Here is a 23,799-nt window from a genome sequence, read left to right as displayed (position 1 = left end):
GCCGCGCGCCCGGGGCTCCCGGACGCGCGAACCCCGGGTCAGACGCCGCAGACGGACCGCAGCGAGCGGACCAGCGCCACGGTGTGGAGCGCGTCGAGCTGCCGCTCGTGCCGTACGTGCGCTGCCGAGGCGATCAGCAGGCCGTCGCAGTACGGAGCCGGCCGGGCCGAGGCGGAATCGGCGATGCCCTGGACGAGAGCGGCATTGATCCGGTTGATCTCTTTGCGTACCTCCGCGAGGTCGGGCCGCACCGTCGGCGCCTGCGACGGGTCCGCGTCCCAGCGGCGGAACAGCGCGCGCTGGACAAGCTTGTTCGCCTCGATCTGGTCACGGAAGATCCGTACCGTCGCTTCGGGATCCGCACCCAGGTCGCGGGCCTGCTGCGCCACGCTGTCGAGGACCTGCTTCTCCCGGGCCGGGTCGTCGATGGGAGCGCCTGTGCCGTATTTGGCCGCGGCGACCAGGCCCGCGGTGGCCAGCCGCTGGGCGGAGAGATCGGCAATGGTGTGGAGGCCGGAGTACGGGCCGCTCCGCACGCCGGCCGCGGCGACCGCAGCCGTCTGCGGTACGGCCGGGTCGGCGGAGGCGGTGCCCGCCCCGGTGAACAGGAGTGTCGCGGCGGCGCCTGTGGTCAGCAAACGCCTTACGGATGAGCTCAGTTGCACGAGTTCCCCTTCTCGGGCCGACGAATCGACGTCGATCGTACGAGGCGGGGGCGCATTGACCCAGCCGTCGGCCTCAGTCGTCGCCGTCCGTCGGGCTGAGAATGGACTCACCGTCGAAGATGCCGAGCCGCTCCCGGTAGAGCTCCAGTGGGACGCCACTGGGGTCACGGATGTACAGGCTGTCCTCGACCCCGCGGTCCGGTCCGAGGTACTCGATGCCCGCCTCGTCCAGCGCCTTGCGAGCCGCGTCGAACTCCGCCGCGCCCACCGACAGGGCGAGATGCTGCACCCCGCCGATCGTCTCCTTGATCGGCGGGTGCTCATGGCCGGGGAAGTCGAAGAAGCCGAGCAGATTGCCGTTGCCGATGTCGAAGAAGAAGTGCGTGGAGCCGCGATAGTCGCGGTTCTCGACGATCTCGACCAGCGGGAAGCCGAGAAAGTCCTGATAGAAGCGGATGGTCTCCTCGACGTCGCGACAGATGAAGGCGACATGGTGGACGCCACGGGCGGCGGTCGGCGGCCGGTCGGACATCGGGCGCAGATGGCGCCGCCGCAGCTCCTCTCTTCGGGCGTGGATGGCGTCGAGCGCGGCTCCCTCGGGCTGGGGCATGGCGGACTCCTTGTCAGGCTGTCGTGAGAATGTTTGCGGGTTTCAACTTCTATCCCGCATCTTGCCCCCTCGGCCACGGCTCGTCTCGGCGGGAGTGCCGTAATCGTCCGTACGTACCAGTCGGTACGCCGAGAGCGCATTGTTCGAGCTCGGGGGCATGGCGTCAGCCGCCGATGACGCGCTCGGCGTTCACAAGCCCTGATTGCGGGAACCGGCCTCTTGCCAGGAGACGGGAGATCCTGGATTACTGATCCCGAAACAGCACGACCGAATGATCGGTCGCCCGATTTGGGACGGGAGTATCCGAATGACGGACCTGCTGGACGCGGCGGAGCGGCTCAGTCGCGAGGAGCTCGAGGCGCTGCAGCTCGAGCGACTGCGGGCGACCTTGCGCCATGCCTACGAGAACGTCGGCTTCTACCGGCAGTCCTTCGACAAGGCGGGGCTGCGACCCGAGGACTGCCGCACGCTCGCCGACCTCGCCCGGTTCCCGTTCACCGCCAAGGCCGATCTGCGGGACAACTACCCGTTCGGGATGTTCGCCGTGGACCAGTCCCAGGTGCGGCGGATCCATGCCTCCAGCGGGACCACGGGCCGCCCCACAGTCGTCGGCTACACCGAGCACGATCTGGACATGTGGGCGGATGTGGTGGCCCGCTCGATCCGCGCGGCCGGCGGCCGGCCGGGTCACAAGGTCCATGTGGCGTACGGATACGGGCTGTTCACCGGCGGTCTCGGCGCACACTACGGCGCCGAGCGGCTCGGTTGCACGGTCATCCCGGCCTCCGGCGGCATGACCGCCCGTCAGGTTCAGCTGATCCAGGACTTCCGCCCCGAGATCATCATGGTGACGCCCTCCTACATGCTCACGCTGCTCGACGAGTTCGAGCGGCAGGGCGTCGATCCGCGTACGACGTCCCTCGAGGTCGGCATCTTCGGGGCCGAGCCGTGGACCGAGGAGATGCGCCGCGAGATCGAGGAGCGGTTCGCGATCGACGCCGTCGACATATACGGGCTGTCCGAGGTCATCGGCCCCGGCGTGGCGCAGGAGTGTGTGGAGACCAAGGACGGGCTGCACATCTGGGAGGACCACTTCTATCCGGAGGTCGTCGATCCGTTCACCGGCGAGGTACTGCCGGACGGCGAGCACGGCGAACTGGTCTTCACCTCGCTCACCAAGGAGGCCATGCCCGTGATCCGTTACCGGACACGGGACTTGACGCGGCTGCTGCCGGGGACGGCGCGGGTGTTCCGGCGGATGGAGAAGGTGACCGGGCGCAGCGACGACATGGTGATCCTGCGTGGGGTCAATCTCTTCCCCACCCAGATCGAGGAGATCGTGCTGCGCACGGCGCATGTGGCGCCGCATTTCCAGCTGCGGCTGACCCGCGAGGGCCGTCTCGACGTGCTCACGGTGCGGGCCGAGGCGCGCGTGGAGGCGACTCCCGGCCAGCGGGAGGCCGCCGCCCGGGCGATCGCGGCGGCCGTTAAGGACGGCATCGGGGTGTCCGTCACGGTCGAGGTGGTGGACCCCGAGACGCTGGAGCGGTCGGTGGGCAAGATCAAACGGATCGTGGATCTCAGGACGAAGTGAAGCGGTCCCTCAGCTCGCGCTTGAGGATCTTTCCGCTGGCGTTGCGCGGCAGCTCGTCCACGAACAGGACCCGCTTGGGGGCCTTGAAGTGGGCGAGCTTCTCGCGCGCGTGGTCGATCAGCTCGGCCTGCGTCACCTCACCTCGCGGGACGACGACGGCGGTGACCGCCTCGATCCAGCGGTCGTCCGGCAGGCCGATGACGGCGGTCTCGGCGACGGCGGGATGGGTGTAGAGCGCGTCCTCGACCTGCCGTGAAGCGACGAGCACTCCCCCGGAGTTGATGACGTCCTTCACTCGGTCGACGACGGTGAAGTACCCCTCCGCGTCGCGAACGGCGAGGTCGCCGGAGCGGAACCAGCCGTCGCGGAAGGCCTCTTTGGTCTCGGCCGGCTTGTGCCAGTAGCCCTCGCACAGCTGCGGTGAGCGGTAGACGACTTCGCCCGCCGTCCCGTCCGGGACCTCGTCGCCGTTCTCGTCGACAACGTTCGCCTCCACGAAGAGCACGGGTCGGCCACAGGAGTCCATCCGTCCCTCGTGCTCGTCCGGCCCGAGGACGGTGGCCAGCGGACCGATCTCGCTCTGCCCGAAGCAGTTGTAGAAGGCCAGGCCGGGCAGCCGGGCACGCAGTCGCTCCAGTACCGGTACGGGCATGATCGACGCCCCGTAGTACGCCTTGCGCAGTCCGCCCAGCTCTCGGGTGGCGAAGTCGGGATGGTTGGACAGCCCGATCCAGACCGTGGGCGGCGCGAAGAGACTGTCCGCCTCCCCCGCCTCCACCAGATCGAAGATCCTCGCCGCATCCGGCCCGTCGATGATGATGTTCTCCGCGCCGACCGCGAGATACGGCAGCAGGAACACATGCATCTGCGCCGAGTGGTACAGCGGCAGCGAATGGACGGGCCGGTCGGACTCGTTGAGATCCAGCGCCGTGATGGCGCTGACGTACTCATGGACGAGCGCTCGATGCGTCATCATCGCGCCTTTGGGCAGTGCGGTGGTGCCGGAGGTATAGAGAAACTGCACCACCTCCCGCGCGTCCCCGTCCGGGTCGAACGGGCGCGGGGTGTTCAGCGCGGCGAGCAGCGAGTCGTCCGTGTCGCGCAGCGGGCGCACGGTGAAGCCCTCGGGGACCCGGCCCGCGAGATCGGGATCGGCGAGCACCAGCGCGCTGGCCGAGTCCTCAAGGATGTACGCAAGGTCGTCACCGGTGAGGTTCTGGTTGACCGGCACATGGACCAGCCCGGCCCGCGCGCAGGCGAGGAAGGCGATCAGATAGACGTCCGAGTTGTGGCCGTAGGTGGCCACCCGGTCGCCGGACTCCAGGCCGTTCCCGATGAGCTCGGCGGCCGCGGTGGAGACGGCGGAGTCCAGCTCGGCGTAGGTCCAGGCCCGGTCCGCGTACCGTACGGCGGTTCGGTCCGGGGTGCGCCGGGCGCTGCGCCGCACGATGCCGTCGACTGTGCTGTTGCGTACACCGGTCATGGCGCGATCCTGTGCGGCGGCGGCCGGAGGGTCAAGTACCCGGATACCGAACGGGATGTTGACACCGCCCGCCGCGGCTGAATGCATGGACCAACTCGCTTTCTCCGCAGTCCGTTGGGAGGCACGTTGCTCTTCCGCACCCGCCTGAGACGGCTCGCGCTCACCGCCATAGCCCTGGTGACGGCCGTGTCCGCGCTGCCGCCGGCCGCATCCGCCGATTCCCGTGACCGGAACGACCAGCACCCCTTCGGCGGTGGTCTGTCCGCCGTCATCCGCTACACCGAGTACGGAATTCCGCACATCGTCGCCAAGGACTACGCGAGTCTCGGCTTCGGCACCGGCTGGGCGCAGGCCGCCGACCAGGTGTGCGTCCTCGCCAACGGCTTCGTCACGGTGCGCGGCGAGCGCTCGCGCTATTTCGGCCCCGACGCGGCCCCCGACGGCTCGCTCTCCTCGGCGACGAAGAACCTCTCCAGTGATCTGTACTTCCGCGGCATACGCGACGCGGGCACCGTCGAGAAGCTGCTGGCCACCCCTGCACCGGCCGGTCCAGGACGGCAGGTCAAGGAGCTGATGCGGGGCTGGGCCGCCGGCTACAACGCCTGGCTGAAGCAGCGCCCCATCACGGATCCTGCCTGCAAGAACGCCGACTGGGTGGGCCCGGTGACCACACTGGACGTGGCCAGGCGAGGCTTCGCCGTCTCGGTGCTCGGCGGCCAGGGGCGGGGCATCGACGGCATCACCGCGGCGCAGCCGCCGGGCCAGGCACCGGTCGGCGCGCCCGAGGCGGCGGCGACGGCGAAGGCCGCACGTGAACTGTTCGCCGCCGAGAGCGCCGACATGGGCTCCAATGCCGTGGCGTTCAGCGGCAGTAGGACTGCGAGCGGCCGAGGTCTGCTGCTCGGCAACCCTCACTATCCGTGGCAGGGCGGCCGCCGGTTCTGGCAGTCCCAGCAGACCATCCCCGGCGAGCTGAATGTCTCGGGCGCCTCGCTGCTCGGCACCGCCGTGGTCAACATAGGCTTCAACGACAAGGTGGCGTGGAGTCATACCGTCGCCACCGGCGTCACCCTGAATCTGCATCAGCTGACGCTGGATCCGGCTGATCCGACCGCGTATCTGGTGGACGGCAGGCCGGAGCGGATGACGAAGCGGACCGTCACCGTACAGGTCAAGGACGGGCCGCCCGTGATCCGTACCCAGTGGTGGACGCGGTACGGGCCGGTCGTCACCTCTCTCGGCCCGACGCTGCCGCTGCCCTGGTCGGCCACGACGGCGTACGCGCTCAACGACCCCAACGCGTCGAATCTGCGCGCCTCCGACACCGCGCTCGCCTTCGGCAGGTCCCACTCCACCGACGATGTGGTGCGGGCGCTGCGGCGTACCCAGGGGCTGCCGTGGATCAATACGATCGCCGCCGACTCGAAGGGCCACACGCTCTTCACCCAGTCGCAGGTGCTGCCGCGGATCACGGACGAGTTGGCGCAGCGCTGCTCGACCCCGCTGGGCAGGGTGACGTATCCGGCGTCGGGTGTGGCCGTGCTGGACGGTTCGCGCGGCGACTGCGCGCTCGGTTCGGACGAGGACGCGGTGCAGCCCGGCATCTTCGGCCCGTCGAAGATGCCGGCACTCAAGAACGCTCCGTACGCGGAGAACTCCAACGACAGTGCCTGGCTGGCCAACGCCGACCGACCGATCACCGGCTACGAGCGGGTCTTCGGCTCGATCGGCACCCCTCGTTCGCTGCGCACCCGAGGCGGCATCGAGGATGTGGCCGCGATGGCGGGCAGGGGCCGGCTGACCGTCGCCGATCTGCAGAAGCAGCAGTTCGCGAACCGCGTGCCTGCCGGGGATCTGGCCGCTGCCGACACAGCCAAGGCGTGCGTGGCACTGCCCGACAAGAGCGCCGACCTGAAGCAGGCGTGCGACGTGCTGGCGACGTGGGACCGGACCATGAACCCCGACAGCCGGGGCGCGCTCCTTTTCGACCGGTTCTGGCGGGGCCTGACCGCGTCGGTCCCGGCGGCCGAGCTGTGGAAGGTGCCGTTCTCGGCGGCCGATCCGGTGCGCACGCCGAACACGCTGAACACCGCGTCGCCCGGCTTCGCCCGCGCGCTCACCAATGCCGTCGCCGAACTGCGTACGGCCGGGATTCCACTGGCCGCGCCACTGAGTGAGCACCAGTTTGTCGTACGGAACGACAAGCGCATCCCGGTCCCTGGCGGCACGGAGGGTCTCGGCGTCTGGAACAAGGTCGAGCCGGTGTGGAGTCCGGCAGTCGGCTACACCCAGGTGGTGACGGGTTCGAGCCATGTCCAGGCGGTCGGCTGGGACGGCGGGCACTGCCCGGTGGCACGCACTCTGCTCACCTACTCCCAGTCGTCGAACCCCAATTCCCCGCACTACAGCGACCAGACCGAGCTGTTCTCGGGCGAGCGCTGGGTGACGTCCCGGTTCTGCGAGCGGGACATCTGGCGCTCGCCCGCACTGAAGGTGGTGTGGGTCAGGGGCTGACGCGGTTCAGGGGGCCCGGACAGCCGTCGCGCTGTCCGGGCTCACATCGCGCGCTCGTGGCCCTCCCAGTACGGCGCGCGCAGCCTGCGCTTGTAGAGCTTGCCGTTCGGATCGCGCGGCATGACCTCGATGAAGTCCACCGTCCTGGGGCGTTTGTAGCCTGCCAGTTGGCGTTCGCAGTGGGCCAGGATGTCGGCGGCCAGCGCGGCGCCCGGCTCATTGCCCTCGGCCGGTTCGACGACAGCCTTGACCTCTTCGCCCCAGTCGGCGTGCGGGATCCCGAACGCTGCCGCGTCCGCGACGGCGGGATGGGTCAGCAGTGCCGACTCGATCTCGGCGGGATAGATGTTGACGCCGCCCGAGATGATCATGTCGATCTTGCGGTCGCGGAGGAAGAGAAAGCCGTCCTCGTCGAGGATGCCGAGATCGCCGACGGTGAAGAAGTCGCCGATGCGGTTCTTCTTCGTCTTGGCCTCGTCCTTGTGGTAGCTGAAGCCGCCGGTGCTCATCTTCATGTAGACGGTGCCCAGTTCGCCGGGCGGAAGCTTGTTTCCGTCGTCGTCGAAGACGGCGAGCTCGCTGATGGGCCAGGCCTTGCCGACGGTGCCGGGCTTCTTCAGCCAGTCCTCGGCGGTCGCGAACGCCCCGCCTCCCTCACTCGCCGCGTAGTACTCCTCGACACAGCTCCCCCACCAGTCGATCATCGCCCGCTTCACATGGTCGGGACAGGGGGCCGCGCCATGGATGGCATGCCGCATGGAGGAGACGTCGTAGCGCTCCTTGACCGCGTCGGGCAGTGCGAGCAGCCGATGGAACTGCGTCGGCACCATGTGCGTGTGGGTGCAGTCGTACGCGTCGATGAGGCGCAGCATCTCCTCGGGCGTCCACTTGTCCATCAGCACCAGCGGATGCCCGATGTGCAGGGAGGCGCCCGCGAATTGGAGTACGGCGGTGTGGTAGAGCGGCGAGCAGACCAGATGGACGTTGTCGCCGAAGGGCCTGATGCCGAAGATGCCGAGGAAGCCGCCGAGGTGGGTCTCCTCGGGGACCTGGCCGGACAGCGGACGGCGGATGCCGCGCGGCCGTCCGGTGGTGCCCGAGGTGTAGTTCATGACCCAGCCGAGCGTCCGGTCGTCGGGCGCGGACCGGGGCTGTCCGGCGAGGAGTTCGACGTACGGACGGAATCCTTCGACCGCGCCCACGGCGTAGCGGTGGCTCGCCGGCAGCTTCGCCTCGTCGGCGGCGGCCGTGGCGGCGTCCGCGAAGCGCTCGTGCGCGATGAGCACCTTGGCTCCGGAGTCGGAGACGATCCAGGCGATCTCGGGACCGACGAGGTGATGGTTGACAGGGACGAGATAGAACCCGGCCTGGGACGCGGCGAGATAGGCCGTGAAGAACTCGACGCCATTGGGGAGGACGACCGCGAAGGCGTCCCCCTTCTCCAGGCCCGCCGCGCGCAGACCGTGGACGAGCTGGTTCGCGGCGGCGTGCAGCCGCCCGGCTGTCCACATCTCGCCGTCCGGCGCGATCAGGATCGACCGGTCCGGGTCGGCGGTCGCCTGAGCCCAGAAGCCTCCCGCAGACTCCGTCCGGGGGGACCCCCACGGCCGTTCGGTCATGACTGGCTCCTTCCGGCGATGTGGTTGATCCGGTCCACAGCCCGCTCGAAGCCGCATGTGAGGTCGTCGAAGACCTGCCGCACACTGCGCTCGGAGTTCATCCGGCCGACGATCTGCCCGACGGGTGTACCGAGCAGCGCCCCGACTTCGTATTTCTGGATACGCGATACGGCGTCGGCGACGAGCAGTCCCTGGAGCGGCATGGGCAGGGCGCCGGGTCCGTTCGGGTCGTCCCAGGCGTCCGTCCACTCGGTGCGCAGCTGACGGGCGGGCTTCCCGGTCAGGGCGCGCGAGCGGACGGTGTCCCCCGAACCCGCCGCGAGGAGCTTTTCGGTGAGGGCGCGCGAGTGGAGGTCCGCCTCGGTGGTGGTGAGCCACAGAGAGCCGAGCCAGACGCCCTGGGCGCCGAGTGCGAGTCCGGCGGTGATCTGCTCGCCGCTGCCGATACCGCCGGCGGCGAGTACGGGCAGCGGGCTCACGGCCGCCACGACCTCCGGGGTGAGCACCATGGAGGCGATGTCACCGGTGTGGCCGCCCGCCTCGTAGCCCTGTGCGACGACGATGTCGATGCCCGCTTCGGCGTGGTGGCGGGCGTGCTTGGCGCTCCCGGCGAGGGCCGCGACCAGGATGCCGTGGTCGTGGGCGCGCTGGACGACATCCATGGGCGGGGAGCCGAGCGCGTTGGCGAGGAGCTTGATCGGGTAGTCGAAGGCCACGTCGAGCTGGCTGCGTGCCACCTGCTCCATCCAGCCGGTGATGCGCCAGCCGGAGGCCTCGCCCTCGGGGAGCTCCGGTACGCCGTGCTTGGCGAGGGTCTCCTCGACGAACTGCCGGTGCCCCGCCGGGATCATCGCCTCCACGTCGGCCTCGCTCACCCCCTCGACCTTCTTGGCGGGCATGACGACGTCGAGGCCGTAGGGCTTGCCGTCCGTGTGCTCCTGCATCCAGTCGAGGTCGCGTTTGAGGTCGTCGGGGGCGGTGTAGCGGACTGCGCCGAGGACGCCGAAACCTCCCGCCCGGGTGATCGCGGCGGCCACCGCCGGGAAAGGCGTGAAGCCGAAGATGGCGTGCTCGACGCCCAGTCTCTTGCTCAGCTCCGTCTCCATGGGGCGCAGGATGCCGCAGTGGGCCGGACGAGGGAAGAGATTTTCTGATGCAGTGTCAGATTCTTTGCCGCCTTGACGGCCCCTGCCGTCGGTAAGAAAGTTTCACGTGTTGCGCGAGAGTTCGAAGGATTCTTTCAGGGAGGGTGAGAATGACGGAGGACTCGGCGGGCAGCGGGATCAGCCGGCGCCGACTCGGTGGCGGCGTCCTGGCTCTGGGAGGTGCGCTGGTGATCGGTCCGATTCCGGGTGCCACCGCGGCGACGGAGGCAGGGAGAGCGGGCGGCGGCCATGCCACACTCCGGCGCGGCTCCGCCGAGCGGGCCGGGCTGATCCCCGGTCATCTCGACCAACTGGTCGCCGACGCCGAGAAGTTCCTCACCCCCTCCCCCAGGCACCCCTGGTACGCGGGAGCCGTTCTGCTGGCGGGGCGGGGCGGCACTGTGGCGCTGCACCGGCCCATCGGCAAGGCGGTGCGCTATGCGGCCTACGACGAGAAGACCGACGCCGGGGTGGAGTTCCCGACGGAGCAGCAGCTCCCGATGGCCGAGGACACCGTCTTCGATCTGGCGTCGGTCTCGAAGCTGTTCACCTCGATTCTCGCCGTGCAGCAAATCGAGCGAGGGGCGTTGGAGCTGGCGGCCACCGTCGCCTCGTATCTCCCGGAATTCGGCGGCGCGGGCAAGCAGGACATCACCGTGCGCCAGCTGCTGACCCACACCTCGGGGTTCCGTGCCTGGATTCCGCTGTACAAGGAGCCGACCCGGGAAGGAAAGCTCCGGCTGCTGTGGAACGAGGCCCCGGCCAGCCCACCCGGCACCAAGTACCTGTACTCCGACCTCAATCTGATCTCGCTGCAGCTGATCCTGGAGGAGATCACCGGTCACCCTCTGGATGTACTGCTCCGAAACGAGATCACTGCTCCACTCGGGATGCACCGCACTCGCTACAACCCGCCCGCTTCCTGGAAGCCGAAGATCGCCGCCACCGAGGACGCCAGGCTGCCCTGGTCGGGCCTCGACCGCGGCCTGGTCTGGGGCGAGGTGCACGACGAGAACGCGTACAGCTTCGGCGGAGTCGCGGGCCACGCCGGCGTCTTCTCGCGCGCCTGGGACCTCGCGATCCTCGCACGTACGCTGCTGAACGGCGGCTCGTACGGCAGGGCCCGGATCCTTCGGCCCGAGTCCGTGCAGCTGATGTTCACCGACTTCAACACCGCCTTCCCCGGTCATGACCACGGCCTCGGCTTCGAGCTCTACCAGCACTGGTACATGGGCGCGATGGCAACGCCCCGCACCGCGGGCCACACCGGCTTCACCGGCACCAGCCTGGTCCTCGACCCGAGCACCGACTCGTTCCTGATCGTCCTGGGAAACTCCGTGCATCCGGTGCGCAGTTGGCGCTCCGGCAGTGCGCCGCGCGTCGCCGCCGCCAACAACATGGCCCGCGCGGTCGCCGTCCGCCCCGAGCACGGCCGCACCGCCTGGTTCTCCGGCATGGCCAATTCGACGTCCGCCACGCTCACGCTGCCCACGCTCGCCCTCACCTCGCCGCGTGCGCGGCTGTGCTGCTCGCTGTGGTGGGACACCGAGCCGGGCTCGGACACCCTGTTCCTGGAGGGGTCGGCGGACGAGGGGGCGACCTGGCGGGCGGTGCCGTTCACGACCGTACGCAAGGGGGAGGAGCCGCTGTCACACCCGGCGGGCACCGCGACCGGCTGGTCCGGGCGTGTCTGGCACCGGCTCACCGCGGACCTCTCGGCGTGGTGCGGCACCCCGGTGCGGCTGCGCTGGCGTTGTGCGACCGACCAGCTCTACGTCTGGCGCGGGGTGTACGTGGACGGGGTGCGGGTCGAGGACGGCGGGCGCCCCGTCTTCGACGAGTCGAGACCCGGGGACGCCGCGCGGATAGAGATCGAGGGCTGGGCGGCGTGCCGGGACTGACGGCCCCCGACCCCGCGCCTGAAACGCCGGCGAGGCTTGATTGTGCGGCTTGGCCGCGCAATCAAGCCCGTCTGGGGGTCCCCCGGACGAAGTCTGGGGGAGATTGAGGACACGCGCGAAGCGCGTACGGGTCTGGGGCGGACCCCCAGTTACGGACAGGGGCGGGGTGGGGAACAAGCCCGTCGCAGGCGGAAGCGCGCGGGTTCGTAGATTCTGGGATGCGTTCGAGCCGGAACTTGAAGCACTGTGCCGAACAGGACCATTTTGACTGCGGGTTCGGTCTTGCTCGGCCAAGGGCCAGCTTCTGAAGAGCCAAAGGCCAAGTCGTCCCTCGACACACGGGGAGTGCTGGTTCCAGACCCGCGAACTGCGCCGCTACCTGCTCTGGCGCAACGCCAACGCCCGCCACCCCGAAGTGCTGGCCGCCGAGCGCCGCGAACGCGCACACATCCGCAGCAAGAAAGGCATCCGCTGGGGGCATCGAACTCCTCCTTGCGTTAGGGACACACAGACCGACGAAACAGGTTCTCGCCAGAGACAAAAGTCCTGACGGGGGCCCGTTTCTCGTTGGCCGGGGCGGCCTCGGCCCCGCGAAGCCTGGCAGGATGACTTCCGCGAGGTCGACGGTCAGCCGGTCCTGGTCTACCTCCCCACCGACCCCGCCGAACTGCTCCAACGACTCACCGAACGCAACCAACGCGAAGACGCCAATGCCCACAACGTCACCCCCGAAGCACTGGACGACTTCTTCGCACGCTTCGAACCCCGACCGCAGATGAGGACGCCATCGTCTACACCGGCGATACGGACACCCGGGGGCTTGCATCCTTGGGGACGTACGACCGGCCATCGCCCGGCCCCGACCCCCGTTGCGCCACCGGTGACGTTCTTCAGGTGCTGTTATTCGGCCTTGCCGAAGTCCCGGATCTCCTGGGCCTCCTGTGGTGAGAGTTCACGGGGAGCGTCGCCACGGGCGAGTTTCGCGCTTTGAACGTGGTGGCGGATGTCGTCGACGATCTCGGGGTTGGCCAGGGTGGTGACGTCGCCGACGTCGGCGAAGTTGGAGATCCCGGCGATCACCCGGCGCATGATCTTCCCCGAGCGGGTCTTGGGCATGTCGGGGACGATCCACACGTTCTGGGGCCGGGCGATTTTCCCGATCTCCCGCTCGATGGCGGCGGCCACCTTCTGTTCGATCTCTGGGCCGGGGGCGAGGCCGGGGTTGAGGGCGACGTATATCTCCACGGCCCGGCCGCGCAGTTCGTCCATCACCGGGACGGCGGCGGCCTCGGCCACCTCCTCGACGGTGAGGGTGGCCGATTCGAGCTCCTTGGTGCCGAGCCGGTGGCCGGCGACGTTGATCACGTCGTCGATCCGGCCGAGGATCCGGAAGTAGCCGTCGGCCGCCTGGACGGCGCCGTCGCCGCACAGGAAGGGCCAGTCGTGCCAGTCGGTGCTGTCCGGGTCCTTGCAGTAGCGGCGGTAGTAGATGTCCACGAAGCGGTCGGGCTGGCCCCAGACGGTCTGCAGGACGCCGGGCCAGGGGTTGCGGATGCAGATGTTGCCGGCCTTGCCGCTGCCGGCCTCGACGACATTGTCGTCCTCGTCGTAGATCACCGGGTAGATCCCCAGCACTCCCGGGCCGCAGCTGCCGGGCTTCATCGGCTGCAGGGCGGGCAGCGTGCTGCCGAGGAAGCCGCCGGTCTCGGTCATCCACCAGGTGTCGACGACGGTTGCCTCGCTCTTGCCGACCTCGTCGTGATACCAGCGCCACACCTCCGGCTCGATGGGTTCGCCCACTGTGGTCATGTGCTTGAGGTGGTAGTCGTAGGCCGAGGGCTCGTGCGGGCCGACCTTGCGCAGCATCCGGATGGTGGTGGGTGCGGTGTGGAAGATGCTCACCCCGAGCCGTTCGGCGATGCGCCAGCAGCGGCCGGCATCCGGGTAGGTGGGCACGCCCTCGTACAGCACGCTGGTCGTGCCGAGCAGCAGCGGGCCGTAGACGATGTACGAGTGCCCGGTGATCCAGCCGATGTCGGCGGCGCACCAGTAGGTGTCCTCGGGGTGGATGTCCTGGTAGTACTTCGAGGTGCCGGCGACGTAGGCGAGGTAGCCGCCGGTGGAGTGCTGGCAGCCCTTGGGGCGGCCGGTGGTGCCGCTGGTGTACATCAGGAACAGCGGCGCCTCGGCGGGCATCGAGACGGGCTCGACGCTGTGGCCGCGGTAGTCGGCCAGGATCTCGTCGACGAAGAAGTCGCGGCCTTCGACCATGGGGCTCTTCGACGCGTACTGGCCGGGGTGGCGACGCCAGACCAGCACCTTGTCGACCTGCTGGCCGAGCTTGCCGGCGGCGGCCACCGCCTCGTCCGCCTTGGCCTTGTGGTCGACCAGGGTGCCGCCGCGGTAGTAGCCGTCCATGGTCACCAGGACCCGGCTGCCGGAGTCGGCGATCCGGTCGCCGCAGGCCGTGCCGCTGAACCCGCCGAACACCTCGGAGTGGATGGCGCCCAGCCGGGCGCAGGCCAGCATGGAGATGGGCAGCTCCGGGACCATCGGCAGGTGGAAGGTGACCCGGTCGCCGGTGTCCACGCCGCCGAAGCCGCTCAGTAGGGCGGCGAATTCGTTGACCCGCCGGTACAGCTCCTGGTAGGTGATCGCCCGGGTGTCCTGGTCCTCGGGCTCGGGCACCCAGATGAAGGCGGCCTTGTTCCGGCTGGCGGCCAGGTGCCGGTCGACGCAGTTGTAGCAGGCGTTCAGGCGGCCGCCGACGAACCACTTCCAGAACGGCGGTCGGCTGGTGTCCAGCGTGGTGTGCCAGTACGTGTCCCAGGTGAGCAGGTCGGCGTACTCCCTGAAGCACTCGGGGAAGTGCTCCTCGCCGAACCGCTCGATGATGGCCGGGTCGCCCGCGTTGGCCTGGGCGACGAATTTGGCCGGCGGCCGGTAGTAGTCCTCTTCGCGCCAGTGGACGGCGATCTGTGCCTCGGAGAGCTGCGGCTGTGGTTCTGCTGCCATGGGTTCGACCTCCCACTGGAATGGCCGCGGCGGCGGGGCGGCGGCGGGGCGGCGGCCCGGCCGCTAACCGTCCGCGAGCAGCCCGGCGCAGACGCAGAATTCGCGCAGTTCGGCCCCGCAGGCGCACTGGCGGGCGAACGCCGTGACATCGCCCTGGTCCAGGGAGTCCCAGCACAGCTCGTCGGTCAGCGCCATCGCGCGGGTCAGTACCGGTCCGAGTGCCAAAGGCGGCGTAGCCTCGGCCTCGCGGCGCAGCCGCGCGGCCTCGCGCATGTGCGCCTGATCGGTGGCCGCACCCTGCAACTGGGCGAGGAGTACCGATGTCTCGCCGATGAGGTACTGCTGCGTCATCGCGACCGCCACCCCGCGAATCACCCTTCGTGCACCGGCTCCGATGCACCTCCGAGGAGCCTTCAGCGTATCGCCGGGAGCACTCCTGGGCCATGAGAGCGGTCCTGTCAGAACCCTGCCGCGTGGCCCGACCGCGAGGGCAGGTCCCGCAGCGCCCGCACAGCGGGAGATACCTGCTCCGAGGCGCAGGGAGGTCTGGCTCTGCCCTCATTGAGGGAGGCCGTGACTGCAGGGGAAGTTGAGGGTGGACTTTCCCTCCCTCACGCGATGTCGCAGACCAGCAGGCGACGCCTTCAGCCTTGAGCAGAACTCCATGAATTGCAAAATTCTGCAATTCAATACATGCTGTGGTGGCTGTGTCCGTAGGTAGCCGCGGGCACAGCACCAAGCGACACCCCCGACGGGGGTTGAGGAGAGTTCGAGGGTCGTGCCGGTTCCGCTGTATCAGGCCAAGGCAGAGTTCTTCCGGATGCTGGGGCATCCGGTGCGCATCCGTGTGCTGGAGCTGCTGCAGGGCGGGCCGATGCCGGTGCGGGATCTGCTCGCCTCGATCGAGGTGGAGCCGTCGGCCCTGTCCCAGCAGCTGGCGGTGCTGCGCCGGTCGGGCATCGTGACCTCCACCCGGGAGGGCTCGACCGTGGTCTACGAGCTCGCGGGCGGGGATGTCGCGGATCTGATGCGGGCCGCACGGCGGATCCTCACCGAGATGCTGGCCGGGCAGAACGAGCTGCTGGCGGAGTTGCGGGAAGCCGAGGTCGCGGCGCAGTGAGTGCGGTTTTCACCCGGGCCATGAGCCGGGTGCGTTCCCTGCTGCCTGCCCGCGCCGACTTCCTGCTCATGGCACGCAACCCACGCCGCGATCTGCTGGCGGGCCTGACGGTGGCGATCGTGGCGCTGCCGCTCGCGCTGGGCTTCGGGGTGTCCTCCGGGCTCGGCGCGGAGGCTGGGCTTGCCACTGCGGTGGTCGCCGGAGCGCTCGCCGCGCTGTTCGGCGGCTCCAATCTCCAGGTTTCCGGCCCCACCGGGGCCATGACGGTGGTGCTGGTGCCGATCGTCGCCGAGTACGGGCCCGGCGGGGTGCTGACGGTCGGAGTGCTGGCCGGGCTGATCCTGATCGCACTCGCCCTGCTGCGCGCCGGGAAGTACATGCAGTACATCCCGGCTCCGGTGGTGGAGGGTTTCACCCTCGGCATCGCGTGCGTGATCGGGCTTCAGCAGCTCCCGAACGCGCTCGGCGTGGCCAAGCCCGAGGGCGAGCGTGTCCTGCTGGTGACCTGGCGGGCCCTCGAGGAGTTCGCACACAGCCCGAACTGGACCGCCCTCGCGATAGCGCTCGGGGTCGCCGCCGTGATGCTCCTCGGCGCGCGCGTGCGGCCGACCGTCCCCTTCTCGATCGTCGCGGTGATCGCCGCGACCGTCGTGGCGCAGCTCTTCCATCTGGATGCGGCCGCCCCGATTGGGGATCTGCCGTCCGGGCTGCCCGCTCCGTCGCTGGGCTTCCTCGACCTGTCCTCGCTCGGTTCGCTGCTCGCCCCGGCGGTGGCGGTTGCCGCGCTCGCGGCACTGGAGTCGCTGCTGTCGGCCACCGTCGCGGACGGCATGACGGTGGGCCAGAAGCACGATCCCGACAAGGAGTTGTTCGGGCAGGGCATCGCGAACCTGGCGGTGCCCCTGTTCGGTGGCGTCCCGGCGACGGCCGCCATCGCCCGTACGGCGGTCAACGTCCGTACCGGCGCGGGCTCGCGGCTCGCGGCGCTCGCTCACGCCGCCGTCCTCGCGGTGATCGTCTTCGCCGCCGCCCCGCTGGTCTCCAGGATCCCCCTGGCCGCTCTAGCGGGTGTGCTGCTGGCGACCGCGATCCGCATGGTCGAGGTCGGCGCGTTGCGCGCCATGGCCCGCGCGACCCGCTCCGATGCCCTCGTGCTCGTGCTGACGGCCGTCGCCACGCTCGCCCTGGACCTGGTCTATGCGGTGATCATCGGCCTGGTCGTGGCCGGGGCGCTGGCCCTGCGGGCGGTGGCCAAGCAGGCCCGGATGGATCAGGTGGACTTCCGGCCCGACCTGCCCGGTGAGCACAGCGATGAGGAACACGCCCTGCTGGCCGAGCACATCGTGGCCTACCGGATCGACGGGCCGCTGTTCTTCGCCGGCGCGCACCGCTTCCTGCTGGAGCTGAGCGAGGTCGCCGACGTCCGGGTCGTCATCCTGCGCATGTCGCGCATCACGACCATGGACGCCACCGGTGCACTGGTCCTCAAGGACGCCGTGCAGAAGCTCAACCGGCGCGGCATCGCGGTGATGACGTCCGGGATACGGCCCGGACAGCGGCGCGTCCTCGACTCCGTCGGCGCGTTGGATCTGCTGCGGCTGGAGGGGCGGGAGTACGCGACCACCCCGGAGGCCATCGCCGGTGCCCGCGCCCATCTGCAGGGTGCCGGGGTCCTGCCCGTCGTTCCCGCGCAGTCGCCCGCCCCCGTCGCCGAGGAGGCTTCCCGATGACCGTCCCCGTCTCCCGTCGCATGGCGGAGGTGTCCGGCACCGAAGCCTTGTGGCTGCTCGAAGGCGCGGCCCAGGGACGGCTCGTGTACGTCCAGCGCGACAGCGCGGTGATACGCCCGGCGGTGCACATCCTCCAGTACGGCCGCTTGATCGTCCGCACCCCGGCCCAGGCGGCCGCCCTGTCCGACAGGGCCGCACTCACGTACCACGCGGACGAGATCCGCGTGGCCGGCGGCACCGGGTGGACGGTGACGGCGACCGGTCCGGCCGAGGTGATCACCGACCCCGATGAGGCCGCCCACTACCGCCGTACGCTGCCCGGCTGGGTCCACGGCCCGCATGACACCCTCGTCCGGATCCGCCCGCAGACGGTGACCGGCTTCCGCCTCGCCCACGAGGGTGCCTGATGGCCGCTCAGCTCGAGAGCCTGCCCTACCGGCATGTGCTGACGGTGCCCGCCATAGGGTCCGCTGTCCGCATAGCGCGCGAGACCACCGAACAGGTGCTGGTGGAGTGGGGCATCAGCCGGCGCCACCCCACGGTCGATCCAGCGTTGCTGATCCTCGGCGAGCTGGTCACCAACAGCGTGCGGCACGCCGCCGTGCTCTCCCCGAACGTCACGGTGATCTACGCGGCGAGCCATGACACGTTCGCGTTCGCCGTCCACGACCGCCACCCCTATCAGCCCGCCCTGTACGCCCCGGCTGGCAACGGGGGCAGCGGGCTGGCCACTGTCGTCGAGCTCACCCTCGGCCTCGGCGGCACCGCGGTCGTACGCGCGGACGCTGACGGCCGCGGCAAAAGCGTGTGGATCACCCTCCCCCTGTGAGAACGAGAGAGCGACGATGACCATCGAGTGGCGTTACACCACCCAGCAGGACTTCTGTGTCCTCTCGCTGGCCGGGTATCTCGGCGCGGATGCCGTAGCCCGCTTCTCCGGCGCCGTCGGCTGGGCCCTGGCCCGCGGCACGGGACCGGTCATTCTCGACCTCACCGAGCTGCGCGGCTGGTCCATCGGTGGCCAGCTGGCCGTCGCCCAGGCAGCACGCCAACTCGCGGATGAGGGACGGCGCCTGGAACTCGCTGCGATCCCCGCGGACGGCTCCCTCGTCCCCGACGGCACCCACCCGCCGATCCCCGTCCACTGCGACCTCACCGCCGCCCTCGCGGCGTATGACGACGTGAGTGGCCAAACGCGTGAGTGGCACAGCGACGACTGGCCCGGCGCGCGGAATGTGGCGGCACAGGGCCTGATGTAAGAGATACACGGGAACGACAAAGGCAAGGAAACGGCATGAGTGATGTGATCGTGAAGGACAGCAACGGCACCGCCCTGGAGGACGGCGACTCCGTGACGCTGATCAAGGACCTGAAGGTGAAGGGCACCTCCGAGACCCTCAAGCGCGGAACGCTGGTGAAGAACATCCGCCTCACTGGCAAGGCCGGCGAGATAGAATGCAACACGAAGAAGGTCAAGGGCCTGGTCCTGAAGACCGAGTTCCTGAAGAAGGCGTGACCTAAGGCCCCCTGGCAGTTCGTCTGGCGCTTCTTCCTGCTGCCCGTCACCTCCTGGCCGACTGCAGGGGAAGCGCCACTGGACTTCTACCGCACCGCCGGGGCCCGCGCGTGGTCAGCCGGAGGTCGGTGGCAGGGCGTCGAGGGCAGCGTCCAGATCTGTGTAGATGGTCATCGAGTCGTGGTGGATGACCAATGACTCCGCTGCCTCGATGCGGTCCAGGCCGCACAGTACGAGGGGACGCTCACTCTTCCGCAGCGTGGCTGCCGCCTGCAGGACTGCCGCCCATCCTTCGGTACTCCAGCCCAGCAGTTCGGTCAAGTCCAGGACGACTGCCCCGGTGCTGCGGGCAGCTACCCAGCCGAACCCATCCAAAAAGCGGTCGACCGCGCTGCTGCCGAGGAACCCGGCGACACGCAAGACCGCCACGCCGCGCTGTTCCCCGAAACTCCAGCTGATACTCATGGGCGGCGCCGTTCTCAGTGCTCGCCGTCGGACAGCTTCGGGTTGCCGGCCAGGGGGGCGGCGTGCCCGACCCAGCCGCGCTCAAGGTCCATGCTCAGCAGGCGCTCGTGCCCGCAGCGGGGGCATGAGCCGTCAGGTTCGACGGCCGCGGGCAGGCACTTGAGACGGCACATAGGGCACTTGAGCAGAGCGCTGCCACCACGCAGTCGTGGGATTCGCATCCGAACCTCCCTCTCTCGACCTTCGGAATTGCTAATCTTAGCAATTCCCGAGGTCATCACGTGGGTGTGATGGCGCGAGGATGACCCCATGGTGAAGAGTTTTGGGTGGATGCGATGCACGGTGCAGGCATGGCAACGATCGTCCGGCCTTACGGCGGCACGCGCGGGCATGGGGCCGGTTCGGTGAGCGCGCCGCTGTACCAACTGAAGGCGGAGTTCTTCAAGACGCTGGGCCATCCGGTACGGATTCGCGTGCTGGAACTGCTGAGCGAGCGCGAGCATGCGGTCTCCGAGATGCTCCCGGTAGTGGGCGTCGAGCCTGCCCACCTCTCGCAGCAACTGGCCGTCCTGCGCCGGGCCAATCTGGTCATCACCCGCAGGGAAGGTTCGGCCGTCTACTACTCGCTGACCAGTCCGCAGGTGGCTGAGCTGCTGAAAGTCGCGCGGTCGATCCTGTCCGGAGTGCTGGCGGGACAGGCCGAACTGCTCGCCGACCTGCAGGCGGCGTCATCCGAGGGAGAACCGCAGGCCTAAGCCGTCCCCCAGACCGGCGGCCGCCCTTCGGCGTACATGGACAGCGCTCTGCGCGGCGAGGGGCGGCCGCCTTCAACCCGCCGACGCACAGGCGACAAAGTCTCAACAAAATAGGCAAAGCGCAAGAAAAAGGGCGTAACTCCGGCTGTGGAGACGTCCGTTAGCCACCTGCGGAAGAGTCCTCACCAGCATCCGGGAGGGGCGTTCATGGGCCTGCTGCGCAAGATCCGCGACACCGGGCGGGTGGCTGAACCTGCTCGGCCCCCGTCGGTGGCACCGCTGCCGATGGCGCGCGGGCTGGGCGGGTCGGCGCAAGTGCGCTGTGTGGATGCCGGCTCGTGCAACGGATGCGAGATCGAGATCGCGGCGGCCTTCGGCCCGGTCTACGACGCGGAGCGGTACGGCGCGCGACTGGTGGCCTCGCCCCGGCATGCGGATGTGGCCCTGGTGACCGGGCCGGTCACGCGGAACATGGCCGAGCCGCTCCGGCGCACGGTGGCGGCCATGCCCGAGCCGCGGCTGGTGGTCGCGGTCGGGGACTGTGCGATCAACTGCGGTGAGTTCGCGGGAGGGTACGGAGTCGAGGGCGCGGTCGCCGATGTCGTACCGGTCGATCTCGAGGTGCCGGGGTGCCCGCCGACGCCGGACGACATCGTGGCGGCGCTGCGGTGGGTGACCGGCCGGTGAGCCTGGTCGCGGCCGCCCTTGGTGCTGCCGTCGCCATGGGTGGGGCGGGAGCGGCGGCGGGGGCCGGGCTGCCGGTCCGGTGGCGCGTCCGAGTGGCCGGAGGGTGCACGGTCTGGGTGGGGGTGGCCGGTGGTGCGGCGGGTGTGGCTGTACTGGGCGGAAGGCGATGGTCGGCCGAGCTGCCGGGGTTGCTGCCGCTGGCCGGGGTGCATCTTGAAGTGGATGCGCTGTCGGGGCTGTTCATGGCTGTGGCGGGGGCCGTGGTGGCGGCGGTGGCGGTGTACGGCATCGGGTACGCGTCCGGGCACGGCCCGCACGGGCTGGGCTCACGGGCGGCGCAGACGGTGCTGCCGCTGTTCGCCCTGTCGCTGGTACTGGTGCCTGCGGCGGGATCGGTGTCCACGTTCCTGGTGCTGTGGGAGCTGATGGCGCTGGCCTCGCTGCTGCTTGCCCTGGCCGAGCACCGCGAGCGGCCGTCGGTGCGAGCCGCGGGCGTCTGGTACGCGGTGATGACCCACCTCGGACTTGTCCTGCTGCTGGTTGCCTTCGCGTTGTTTGCCGCGCACGCCGGGGGTGAGACTTTCGCGACGCTGCGGGCAGGTGCGGACGGGATGTCTGCGACGGTGCGCGGTCTGGTGTTCGTGCTGACCGCGGCGGCCTTCACCTCCAAGGCGGGGGCGGTGCCACTGCACGCCTGGCTGCCGCGTGCCCACCCCGAAGCGCCCAGCCCCGTCTCGGCGTTGATGAGCGCGGCCATGGTCAACCTCGGCATCTACGGGCTCGTACGCACCGGGTTCGACCTGCTGGGCGGCGGACCGTCCTGGTGGTGGCTGGCGCTGATCACGACGGGCGGGCTGTCCGCCGTGTACGGGATCCTGCAGGCCGCGATGGCCTCCGACCTGAAGAGACTGCTGGCGTACTCGACATCCGAGAACATGGGGCTGGTCCTGATCGGGGCCGGAGCGGCGGGCCTGTTCGCCGCCGCGGGTGATCGTCCGCTGGCCGCCCTCGCGCTGGCGGCCGCGCTGCTTCACGTGGTCAACCACTCGGCGTTCAAAGCCCTGTTGTTCTGCACGGCCGGTTCCATCCTGCGCGCCACCGGCGTACGGGATCTCGACCGGCTCGGCGGTCTGAGGGCGCGGATGCCGGTCACGGCCGGACTCTTCGCGCTGGGCGCGCTGGGGGCGGTGGCGCTGCCGCCAGGCAACGGGTTCATCAGTGAGTGGCTGCTGCTGCAGTCACTGATCCACGGACTGGAGATGCCAGGGGTGGCCGTCGCCGTGATGCTGCCGCTGGCGGTGGCGCTGATCGCGCTTTCGGCCGGGATCGCCGCGGCGGTGTTCGTCAAGGCGCTCGGGGTCGGCTTCTTCGCCCGGCCACGCAGCCAAGAGGCCACCGGCGCGCGGGAGGCGCCGCCGATGATGCTCGCCGGAATGGGGTTGCTCGCGGCCGGGTGCGTGGGGCTGGCACTGGTCCCGGGACTGCTGGGCAGTGGCTTGGATCAGGCCGTACTCGCCGCGGACCTTCCTGGGAGTCAGGCCGTGTCGGGCGGCGGGGCGAAGGTACGGCTTGCCGACGTGTCGGCGTCGCTGTCGCCGCTGTGGGTGGTGGCCGCCTTGACGGCGGCGTTGGCCCTCGCGGTGTACCTGCCCCGGCTGTACGGCAATCGCCGCCGGCGTAGAGACGCCAGGCTGTGGGACTGCGGCGGCGGCGCGCCCACGCCGAGGATGGCCTATACGGCGACCTCGTTCGCCGAACCTTTGCAGCGCGTCTTCGACGACGTACTTGCCCCGGAGCAGGACGTGAATGTCACGCACGCAGGTGAGTCCACGTACCTGGTGGAGCGTGTTCGGTTCCGCAACCGAGTGCCCGACCGGATCGAGCACCGGCTGTACGAACCGGTGCTGGCCTTTCTCGCGAGGTCCGGGCGCGCCGCGCGCCGACTGGCGGGCGGCAGCGTCCATCTCTATCTCGGCTACGGCTTCTTCGGCCTGGTCACCCTGCTCCTGGTGCTGGCGGTGGGCTGGTGAGCGCCGCCGGGTATGTGGCGGTGGCGGGGCAGATCGCTGTGGTCGTCGGGGGCGCTCCCCTGCTCACCGGGCTGATGCGGCAGGTGCGGGCGCGCATGGAGGGGCGGGCCGGCGCCGGTGTGCTCCAGCCGTGGCGGGATACCCGCAAGCTGCTGCGTAAAGAACCGATCAGTGCGATCGGGACGGGGCCCGCGTTCCGTATCGCTCCGGCGCTGCTGGTGGCGACCACTGTGGTGGTCGCCGCGCTGGTTCCGCTGCTTTCCACGGACACACCGGTCGCCGGGCGCGCGGACCTGATCCTGGTGGTGGCGCTCCTCGCGCTGGGCACCGTCGCCCTGGCGCTGGCCGGGCTGGATACCGGGACCGCCTTCGGCGGTATGGGGGCCTCGCGCGAGATGACCATCGCGGCCCTGGTGGAGCCGACCCTCCTGATGTCGGTGTTCGCCCTGTCGATACCGGCCGGCTCCACCAACCTCCCCGCCATCGTCTCCGGCGCCGTCCACGAACCGGCACGGCTGACCTCCCCCGCGGGGCTGCTGGCCACCGCCGCGCTCGCTGTCGCCGTCCTCGCGGAGACCGGGCGGCTCCCGGTGGACAACCCCTCCACCCATCTGGAGTTGACGATGGTGCACGAGGCGATGGTGCTGGAGTACGCGGGGCCCGATCTGGCGCTGGTCGAACTGGGTGCGCAGATGCGGCTCACGGTGCTGCTGGGGCTGCTTGCCTCGCTGTTCGCGCCCTGGGGCATCGCGACCTCCACCTCGGCTGCGGCGCTGGCGCTCGCTCTCGTCCTGTTCGTGGTCAAGGTCGCGCTGCTGGGGGCGGTGCTGGCCGCCGCCGAGGTGTTCTGGGCCAAGCTGCGGCTGTTCCGCGTGCCCGAACTGCTCGCCGGGTCCTTCCTGCTGGCGCTGCTCGCGGTGACCTCCTCCTACTTCCTGAGCGGAGAGTGA

The 23,799-nt window shown here is 69.7% G+C and carries 22 protein-coding genes and 1 pseudogene; 14 read left to right on the top strand and 9 right to left on the bottom strand.

Annotated elements, in window-relative coordinates; all coding sequences use genetic code 11:
- Nucleotides 1-38: 38 nt before the first annotated feature.
- Entirely contained in the window at nt 39-665 is a 627-nt protein-coding gene (locus OG729_RS36415) for a chorismate mutase (protein ID WP_405810287.1), read from the bottom strand.
- Nucleotides 666-738: 73 nt separating this feature from the next.
- The gene (locus OG729_RS36410; RefSeq protein ID WP_405810285.1) at nt 739-1,275 is read right to left on the bottom strand and encodes a VOC family protein; all 537 of its coding nucleotides are present in this window, start codon (nt 1,273-1,275) and stop codon (nt 739-741) included.
- 307 nt (nt 1,276-1,582) lie between these two features.
- Between OG729_RS36410 and paaK the strand changes: the two genes are divergently transcribed.
- Nucleotides 1,583-2,869 carry a phenylacetate--CoA ligase PaaK gene (gene paaK, locus OG729_RS36405; protein WP_405810284.1) on the top strand — a complete coding sequence of 429 codons (1,287 nt, stop codon included), beginning with the start codon at nt 1,583-1,585 and terminating at the stop codon, nt 2,867-2,869.
- On the opposite strand, the gene OG729_RS36400 is transcribed toward paaK, so the two are convergent.
- Entirely contained in the window at nt 2,856-4,352 is a 1,497-nt protein-coding gene (locus OG729_RS36400; RefSeq protein WP_405810283.1) for an acyl-CoA synthetase, read from the bottom strand. The genes paaK and OG729_RS36400 overlap by 14 nt on opposite strands.
- 126 nt (nt 4,353-4,478) lie before the next feature.
- Here OG729_RS36400 and OG729_RS36395 point away from each other — a divergent pair, with 126 nt between their 5' ends.
- Nucleotides 4,479-6,866: an acylase gene (locus OG729_RS36395; RefSeq protein ID WP_405810281.1), complete on the top strand. Its 2,388-nt coding sequence runs from the start codon at nt 4,479-4,481 to the stop codon at nt 6,864-6,866.
- A gap of 41 nt (nt 6,867-6,907) precedes the next feature.
- Here the strand turns inward: OG729_RS36395 and OG729_RS36390 are convergent, their stop codons facing one another.
- Together OG729_RS36390 and OG729_RS36385 are read right to left on the bottom strand one after the other, a co-directional pair.
- Nucleotides 6,908-8,485, bottom strand: coding sequence for an acyl-CoA synthetase (locus OG729_RS36390; protein WP_405810280.1), 1,578 nt, complete (start codon nt 8,483-8,485; stop codon nt 6,908-6,910).
- Nucleotides 8,482-9,591 carry an NAD(P)H-dependent flavin oxidoreductase gene (locus OG729_RS36385; RefSeq protein WP_405810278.1) on the bottom strand — a complete coding sequence of 370 codons (1,110 nt, stop codon included), beginning with the start codon at nt 9,589-9,591 and terminating at the stop codon, nt 8,482-8,484. The genes OG729_RS36390 and OG729_RS36385 overlap by 4 nt, the downstream gene beginning before the upstream one ends.
- A 149-nt stretch (nt 9,592-9,740) precedes the next feature.
- Here OG729_RS36385 and OG729_RS36380 point away from each other — a divergent pair, with 149 nt between their 5' ends.
- Nucleotides 9,741-11,531, top strand: a complete 1,791-nt coding sequence (locus OG729_RS36380; protein ID WP_405810277.1) for a serine hydrolase — start codon at nt 9,741-9,743, stop codon at nt 11,529-11,531.
- Between the two features lie 352 nt (nt 11,532-11,883).
- Nucleotides 11,884-12,081, top strand: a pseudogene (locus tag OG729_RS36375) (hypothetical protein); the annotation flags it as partial.
- A gap of 350 nt (nt 12,082-12,431) precedes the next feature.
- Here OG729_RS36375 and acs read toward each other — a convergent pair.
- Nucleotides 12,432-14,546 (bottom strand): acetate--CoA ligase, encoded by a 2,115-nt coding sequence (gene acs, locus OG729_RS36370; RefSeq protein ID WP_405810275.1) that lies wholly within the window; start codon nt 14,544-14,546, stop codon nt 12,432-12,434.
- Between the two features lie 63 nt (nt 14,547-14,609).
- Nucleotides 14,610-14,897, bottom strand: a complete 288-nt coding sequence (locus tag OG729_RS36365) for a hypothetical protein (RefSeq protein ID WP_405810273.1) — start codon at nt 14,895-14,897, stop codon at nt 14,610-14,612.
- 427 nt (nt 14,898-15,324) lie between these two features.
- Between OG729_RS36365 and OG729_RS36360 the strand changes: the two genes are divergently transcribed.
- Genes OG729_RS36360 through OG729_RS36335 form a run of 6 tightly spaced genes read left to right on the top strand, consistent with a single transcriptional unit; the run spans nt 15,325 to nt 18,912 of the window.
- Entirely contained in the window at nt 15,325-15,666 is a 342-nt protein-coding gene (locus OG729_RS36360; protein ID WP_405810272.1) for an ArsR/SmtB family transcription factor, read from the top strand.
- Nucleotides 15,667-15,686: 20 nt separating this feature from the next.
- Entirely contained in the window at nt 15,687-17,396 is a 1,710-nt protein-coding gene (locus OG729_RS36355) for a SulP family inorganic anion transporter (protein ID WP_405810270.1), read from the top strand.
- Nucleotides 17,393-17,803, top strand: coding sequence for a pyridoxamine 5'-phosphate oxidase family protein (locus OG729_RS36350; RefSeq protein ID WP_405810268.1), 411 nt, complete (start codon nt 17,393-17,395; stop codon nt 17,801-17,803). Before OG729_RS36355 ends, OG729_RS36350 begins: the two co-directional genes overlap by 4 nt.
- Nucleotides 17,803-18,225 (top strand): ATP-binding protein, encoded by a 423-nt coding sequence (locus tag OG729_RS36345; RefSeq protein ID WP_405810266.1) that lies wholly within the window; start codon nt 17,803-17,805, stop codon nt 18,223-18,225. The genes OG729_RS36350 and OG729_RS36345 overlap by 1 nt, the downstream gene beginning before the upstream one ends.
- 16 nt (nt 18,226-18,241) lie before the next feature.
- Entirely contained in the window at nt 18,242-18,655 is a 414-nt protein-coding gene (locus OG729_RS36340) for an STAS domain-containing protein (RefSeq protein WP_405810264.1), read from the top strand.
- A gap of 35 nt (nt 18,656-18,690) precedes the next feature.
- Entirely contained in the window at nt 18,691-18,912 is a 222-nt protein-coding gene (locus tag OG729_RS36335) for an alkylphosphonate utilization protein (protein WP_405810263.1), read from the top strand.
- A gap of 114 nt (nt 18,913-19,026) precedes the next feature.
- Here OG729_RS36335 and OG729_RS36330 read toward each other — a convergent pair whose 3' ends face one another.
- Entirely contained in the window at nt 19,027-19,377 is a 351-nt protein-coding gene (locus OG729_RS36330; RefSeq protein ID WP_405810261.1) for an STAS domain-containing protein, read from the bottom strand.
- Between the two features lie 14 nt (nt 19,378-19,391).
- Nucleotides 19,392-19,598: a hypothetical protein gene (locus OG729_RS36325; RefSeq protein WP_405810260.1), complete on the bottom strand. Its 207-nt coding sequence runs from the start codon at nt 19,596-19,598 to the stop codon at nt 19,392-19,394.
- 183 nt (nt 19,599-19,781) lie between these two features.
- Here OG729_RS36325 and OG729_RS36320 point away from each other — a divergent pair, with 183 nt between their 5' ends.
- The 4 genes from OG729_RS36320 to OG729_RS36305 all read left to right on the top strand — a co-directional run bounded on the left by OG729_RS36320 (nt 19,782) and on the right by OG729_RS36305 (nt 23,799).
- Nucleotides 19,782-20,132: an ArsR/SmtB family transcription factor gene (locus OG729_RS36320; RefSeq protein ID WP_405811405.1), complete on the top strand. Its 351-nt coding sequence runs from the start codon at nt 19,782-19,784 to the stop codon at nt 20,130-20,132.
- 207 nt (nt 20,133-20,339) lie between these two features.
- A complete protein-coding gene (locus OG729_RS36315; RefSeq protein WP_405810258.1) occupies nt 20,340-20,819 on the top strand; it encodes an NADH-quinone oxidoreductase subunit B family protein in 480 nt (159 codons plus the stop codon).
- Nucleotides 20,762-22,849 carry a proton-conducting transporter membrane subunit gene (locus OG729_RS36310; protein ID WP_405810256.1) on the top strand — a complete coding sequence of 696 codons (2,088 nt, stop codon included), beginning with the start codon at nt 20,762-20,764 and terminating at the stop codon, nt 22,847-22,849. Before OG729_RS36315 ends, OG729_RS36310 begins: the two co-directional genes overlap by 58 nt.
- On the top strand, nt 22,846-23,799 hold the full coding sequence (locus tag OG729_RS36305) for a respiratory chain complex I subunit 1 family protein (RefSeq protein ID WP_405810255.1): 954 nt from the start codon (nt 22,846-22,848) through the stop codon (nt 23,797-23,799). The genes OG729_RS36310 and OG729_RS36305 overlap by 4 nt, the downstream gene beginning before the upstream one ends.

Origin of the sequence: Streptomyces sp. NBC_00210 (assembly GCF_045160975.1) — a bacterium.
Taxonomy (GTDB): domain Bacteria; phylum Actinomycetota; class Actinomycetes; order Streptomycetales; family Streptomycetaceae; genus Streptomyces.
This window is presented reverse-complemented; position numbering and strand designations above follow the sequence as displayed.

Bases quoted from the DNA above. Each gene is read 5' to 3' on its own strand.
- OG729_RS36410 (WP_405810285.1), bottom strand. From the start codon at position 1,275: ATGCCCCAGCCCGAGGGAGCCGCGCTCGACGCCATCCACGCCCGAAGA.
- paaK (WP_405810284.1), top strand. From the start codon at position 1,583: ATGACGGACCTGCTGGACGCGGCGGAGCGGCTCAGTCGCGAGGAGCTC.
- OG729_RS36400 (WP_405810283.1), bottom strand. From the start codon at position 4,352: ATGACCGGTGTACGCAACAGCACAGTCGACGGCATCGTGCGGCGCAGC.
- OG729_RS36390 (WP_405810280.1), bottom strand. From the start codon at position 8,485: ATGACCGAACGGCCGTGGGGGTCCCCCCGGACGGAGTCTGCGGGAGGC.
- OG729_RS36385 (WP_405810278.1), bottom strand. From the start codon at position 9,591: ATGGAGACGGAGCTGAGCAAGAGACTGGGCGTCGAGCACGCCATCTTC.
- OG729_RS36380 (WP_405810277.1), top strand. From the start codon at position 9,741: ATGACGGAGGACTCGGCGGGCAGCGGGATCAGCCGGCGCCGACTCGGT.
- acs (WP_405810275.1), bottom strand. From the start codon at position 14,546: ATGGCAGCAGAACCACAGCCGCAGCTCTCCGAGGCACAGATCGCCGTC.
- OG729_RS36365 (WP_405810273.1), bottom strand. From the start codon at position 14,897: ATGACGCAGCAGTACCTCATCGGCGAGACATCGGTACTCCTCGCCCAG.
- OG729_RS36355 (WP_405810270.1), top strand. From the start codon at position 15,687: ATGAGCCGGGTGCGTTCCCTGCTGCCTGCCCGCGCCGACTTCCTGCTC.
- OG729_RS36350 (WP_405810268.1), top strand. From the start codon at position 17,393: ATGACCGTCCCCGTCTCCCGTCGCATGGCGGAGGTGTCCGGCACCGAA.
- OG729_RS36345 (WP_405810266.1), top strand. From the start codon at position 17,803: ATGGCCGCTCAGCTCGAGAGCCTGCCCTACCGGCATGTGCTGACGGTG.
- OG729_RS36340 (WP_405810264.1), top strand. From the start codon at position 18,242: ATGACCATCGAGTGGCGTTACACCACCCAGCAGGACTTCTGTGTCCTC.
- OG729_RS36335 (WP_405810263.1), top strand. From the start codon at position 18,691: ATGAGTGATGTGATCGTGAAGGACAGCAACGGCACCGCCCTGGAGGAC.
- OG729_RS36330 (WP_405810261.1), bottom strand. From the start codon at position 19,377: ATGAGTATCAGCTGGAGTTTCGGGGAACAGCGCGGCGTGGCGGTCTTG.
- OG729_RS36325 (WP_405810260.1), bottom strand. From the start codon at position 19,598: ATGCGAATCCCACGACTGCGTGGTGGCAGCGCTCTGCTCAAGTGCCCT.
- OG729_RS36315 (WP_405810258.1), top strand. From the start codon at position 20,340: ATGGGCCTGCTGCGCAAGATCCGCGACACCGGGCGGGTGGCTGAACCT.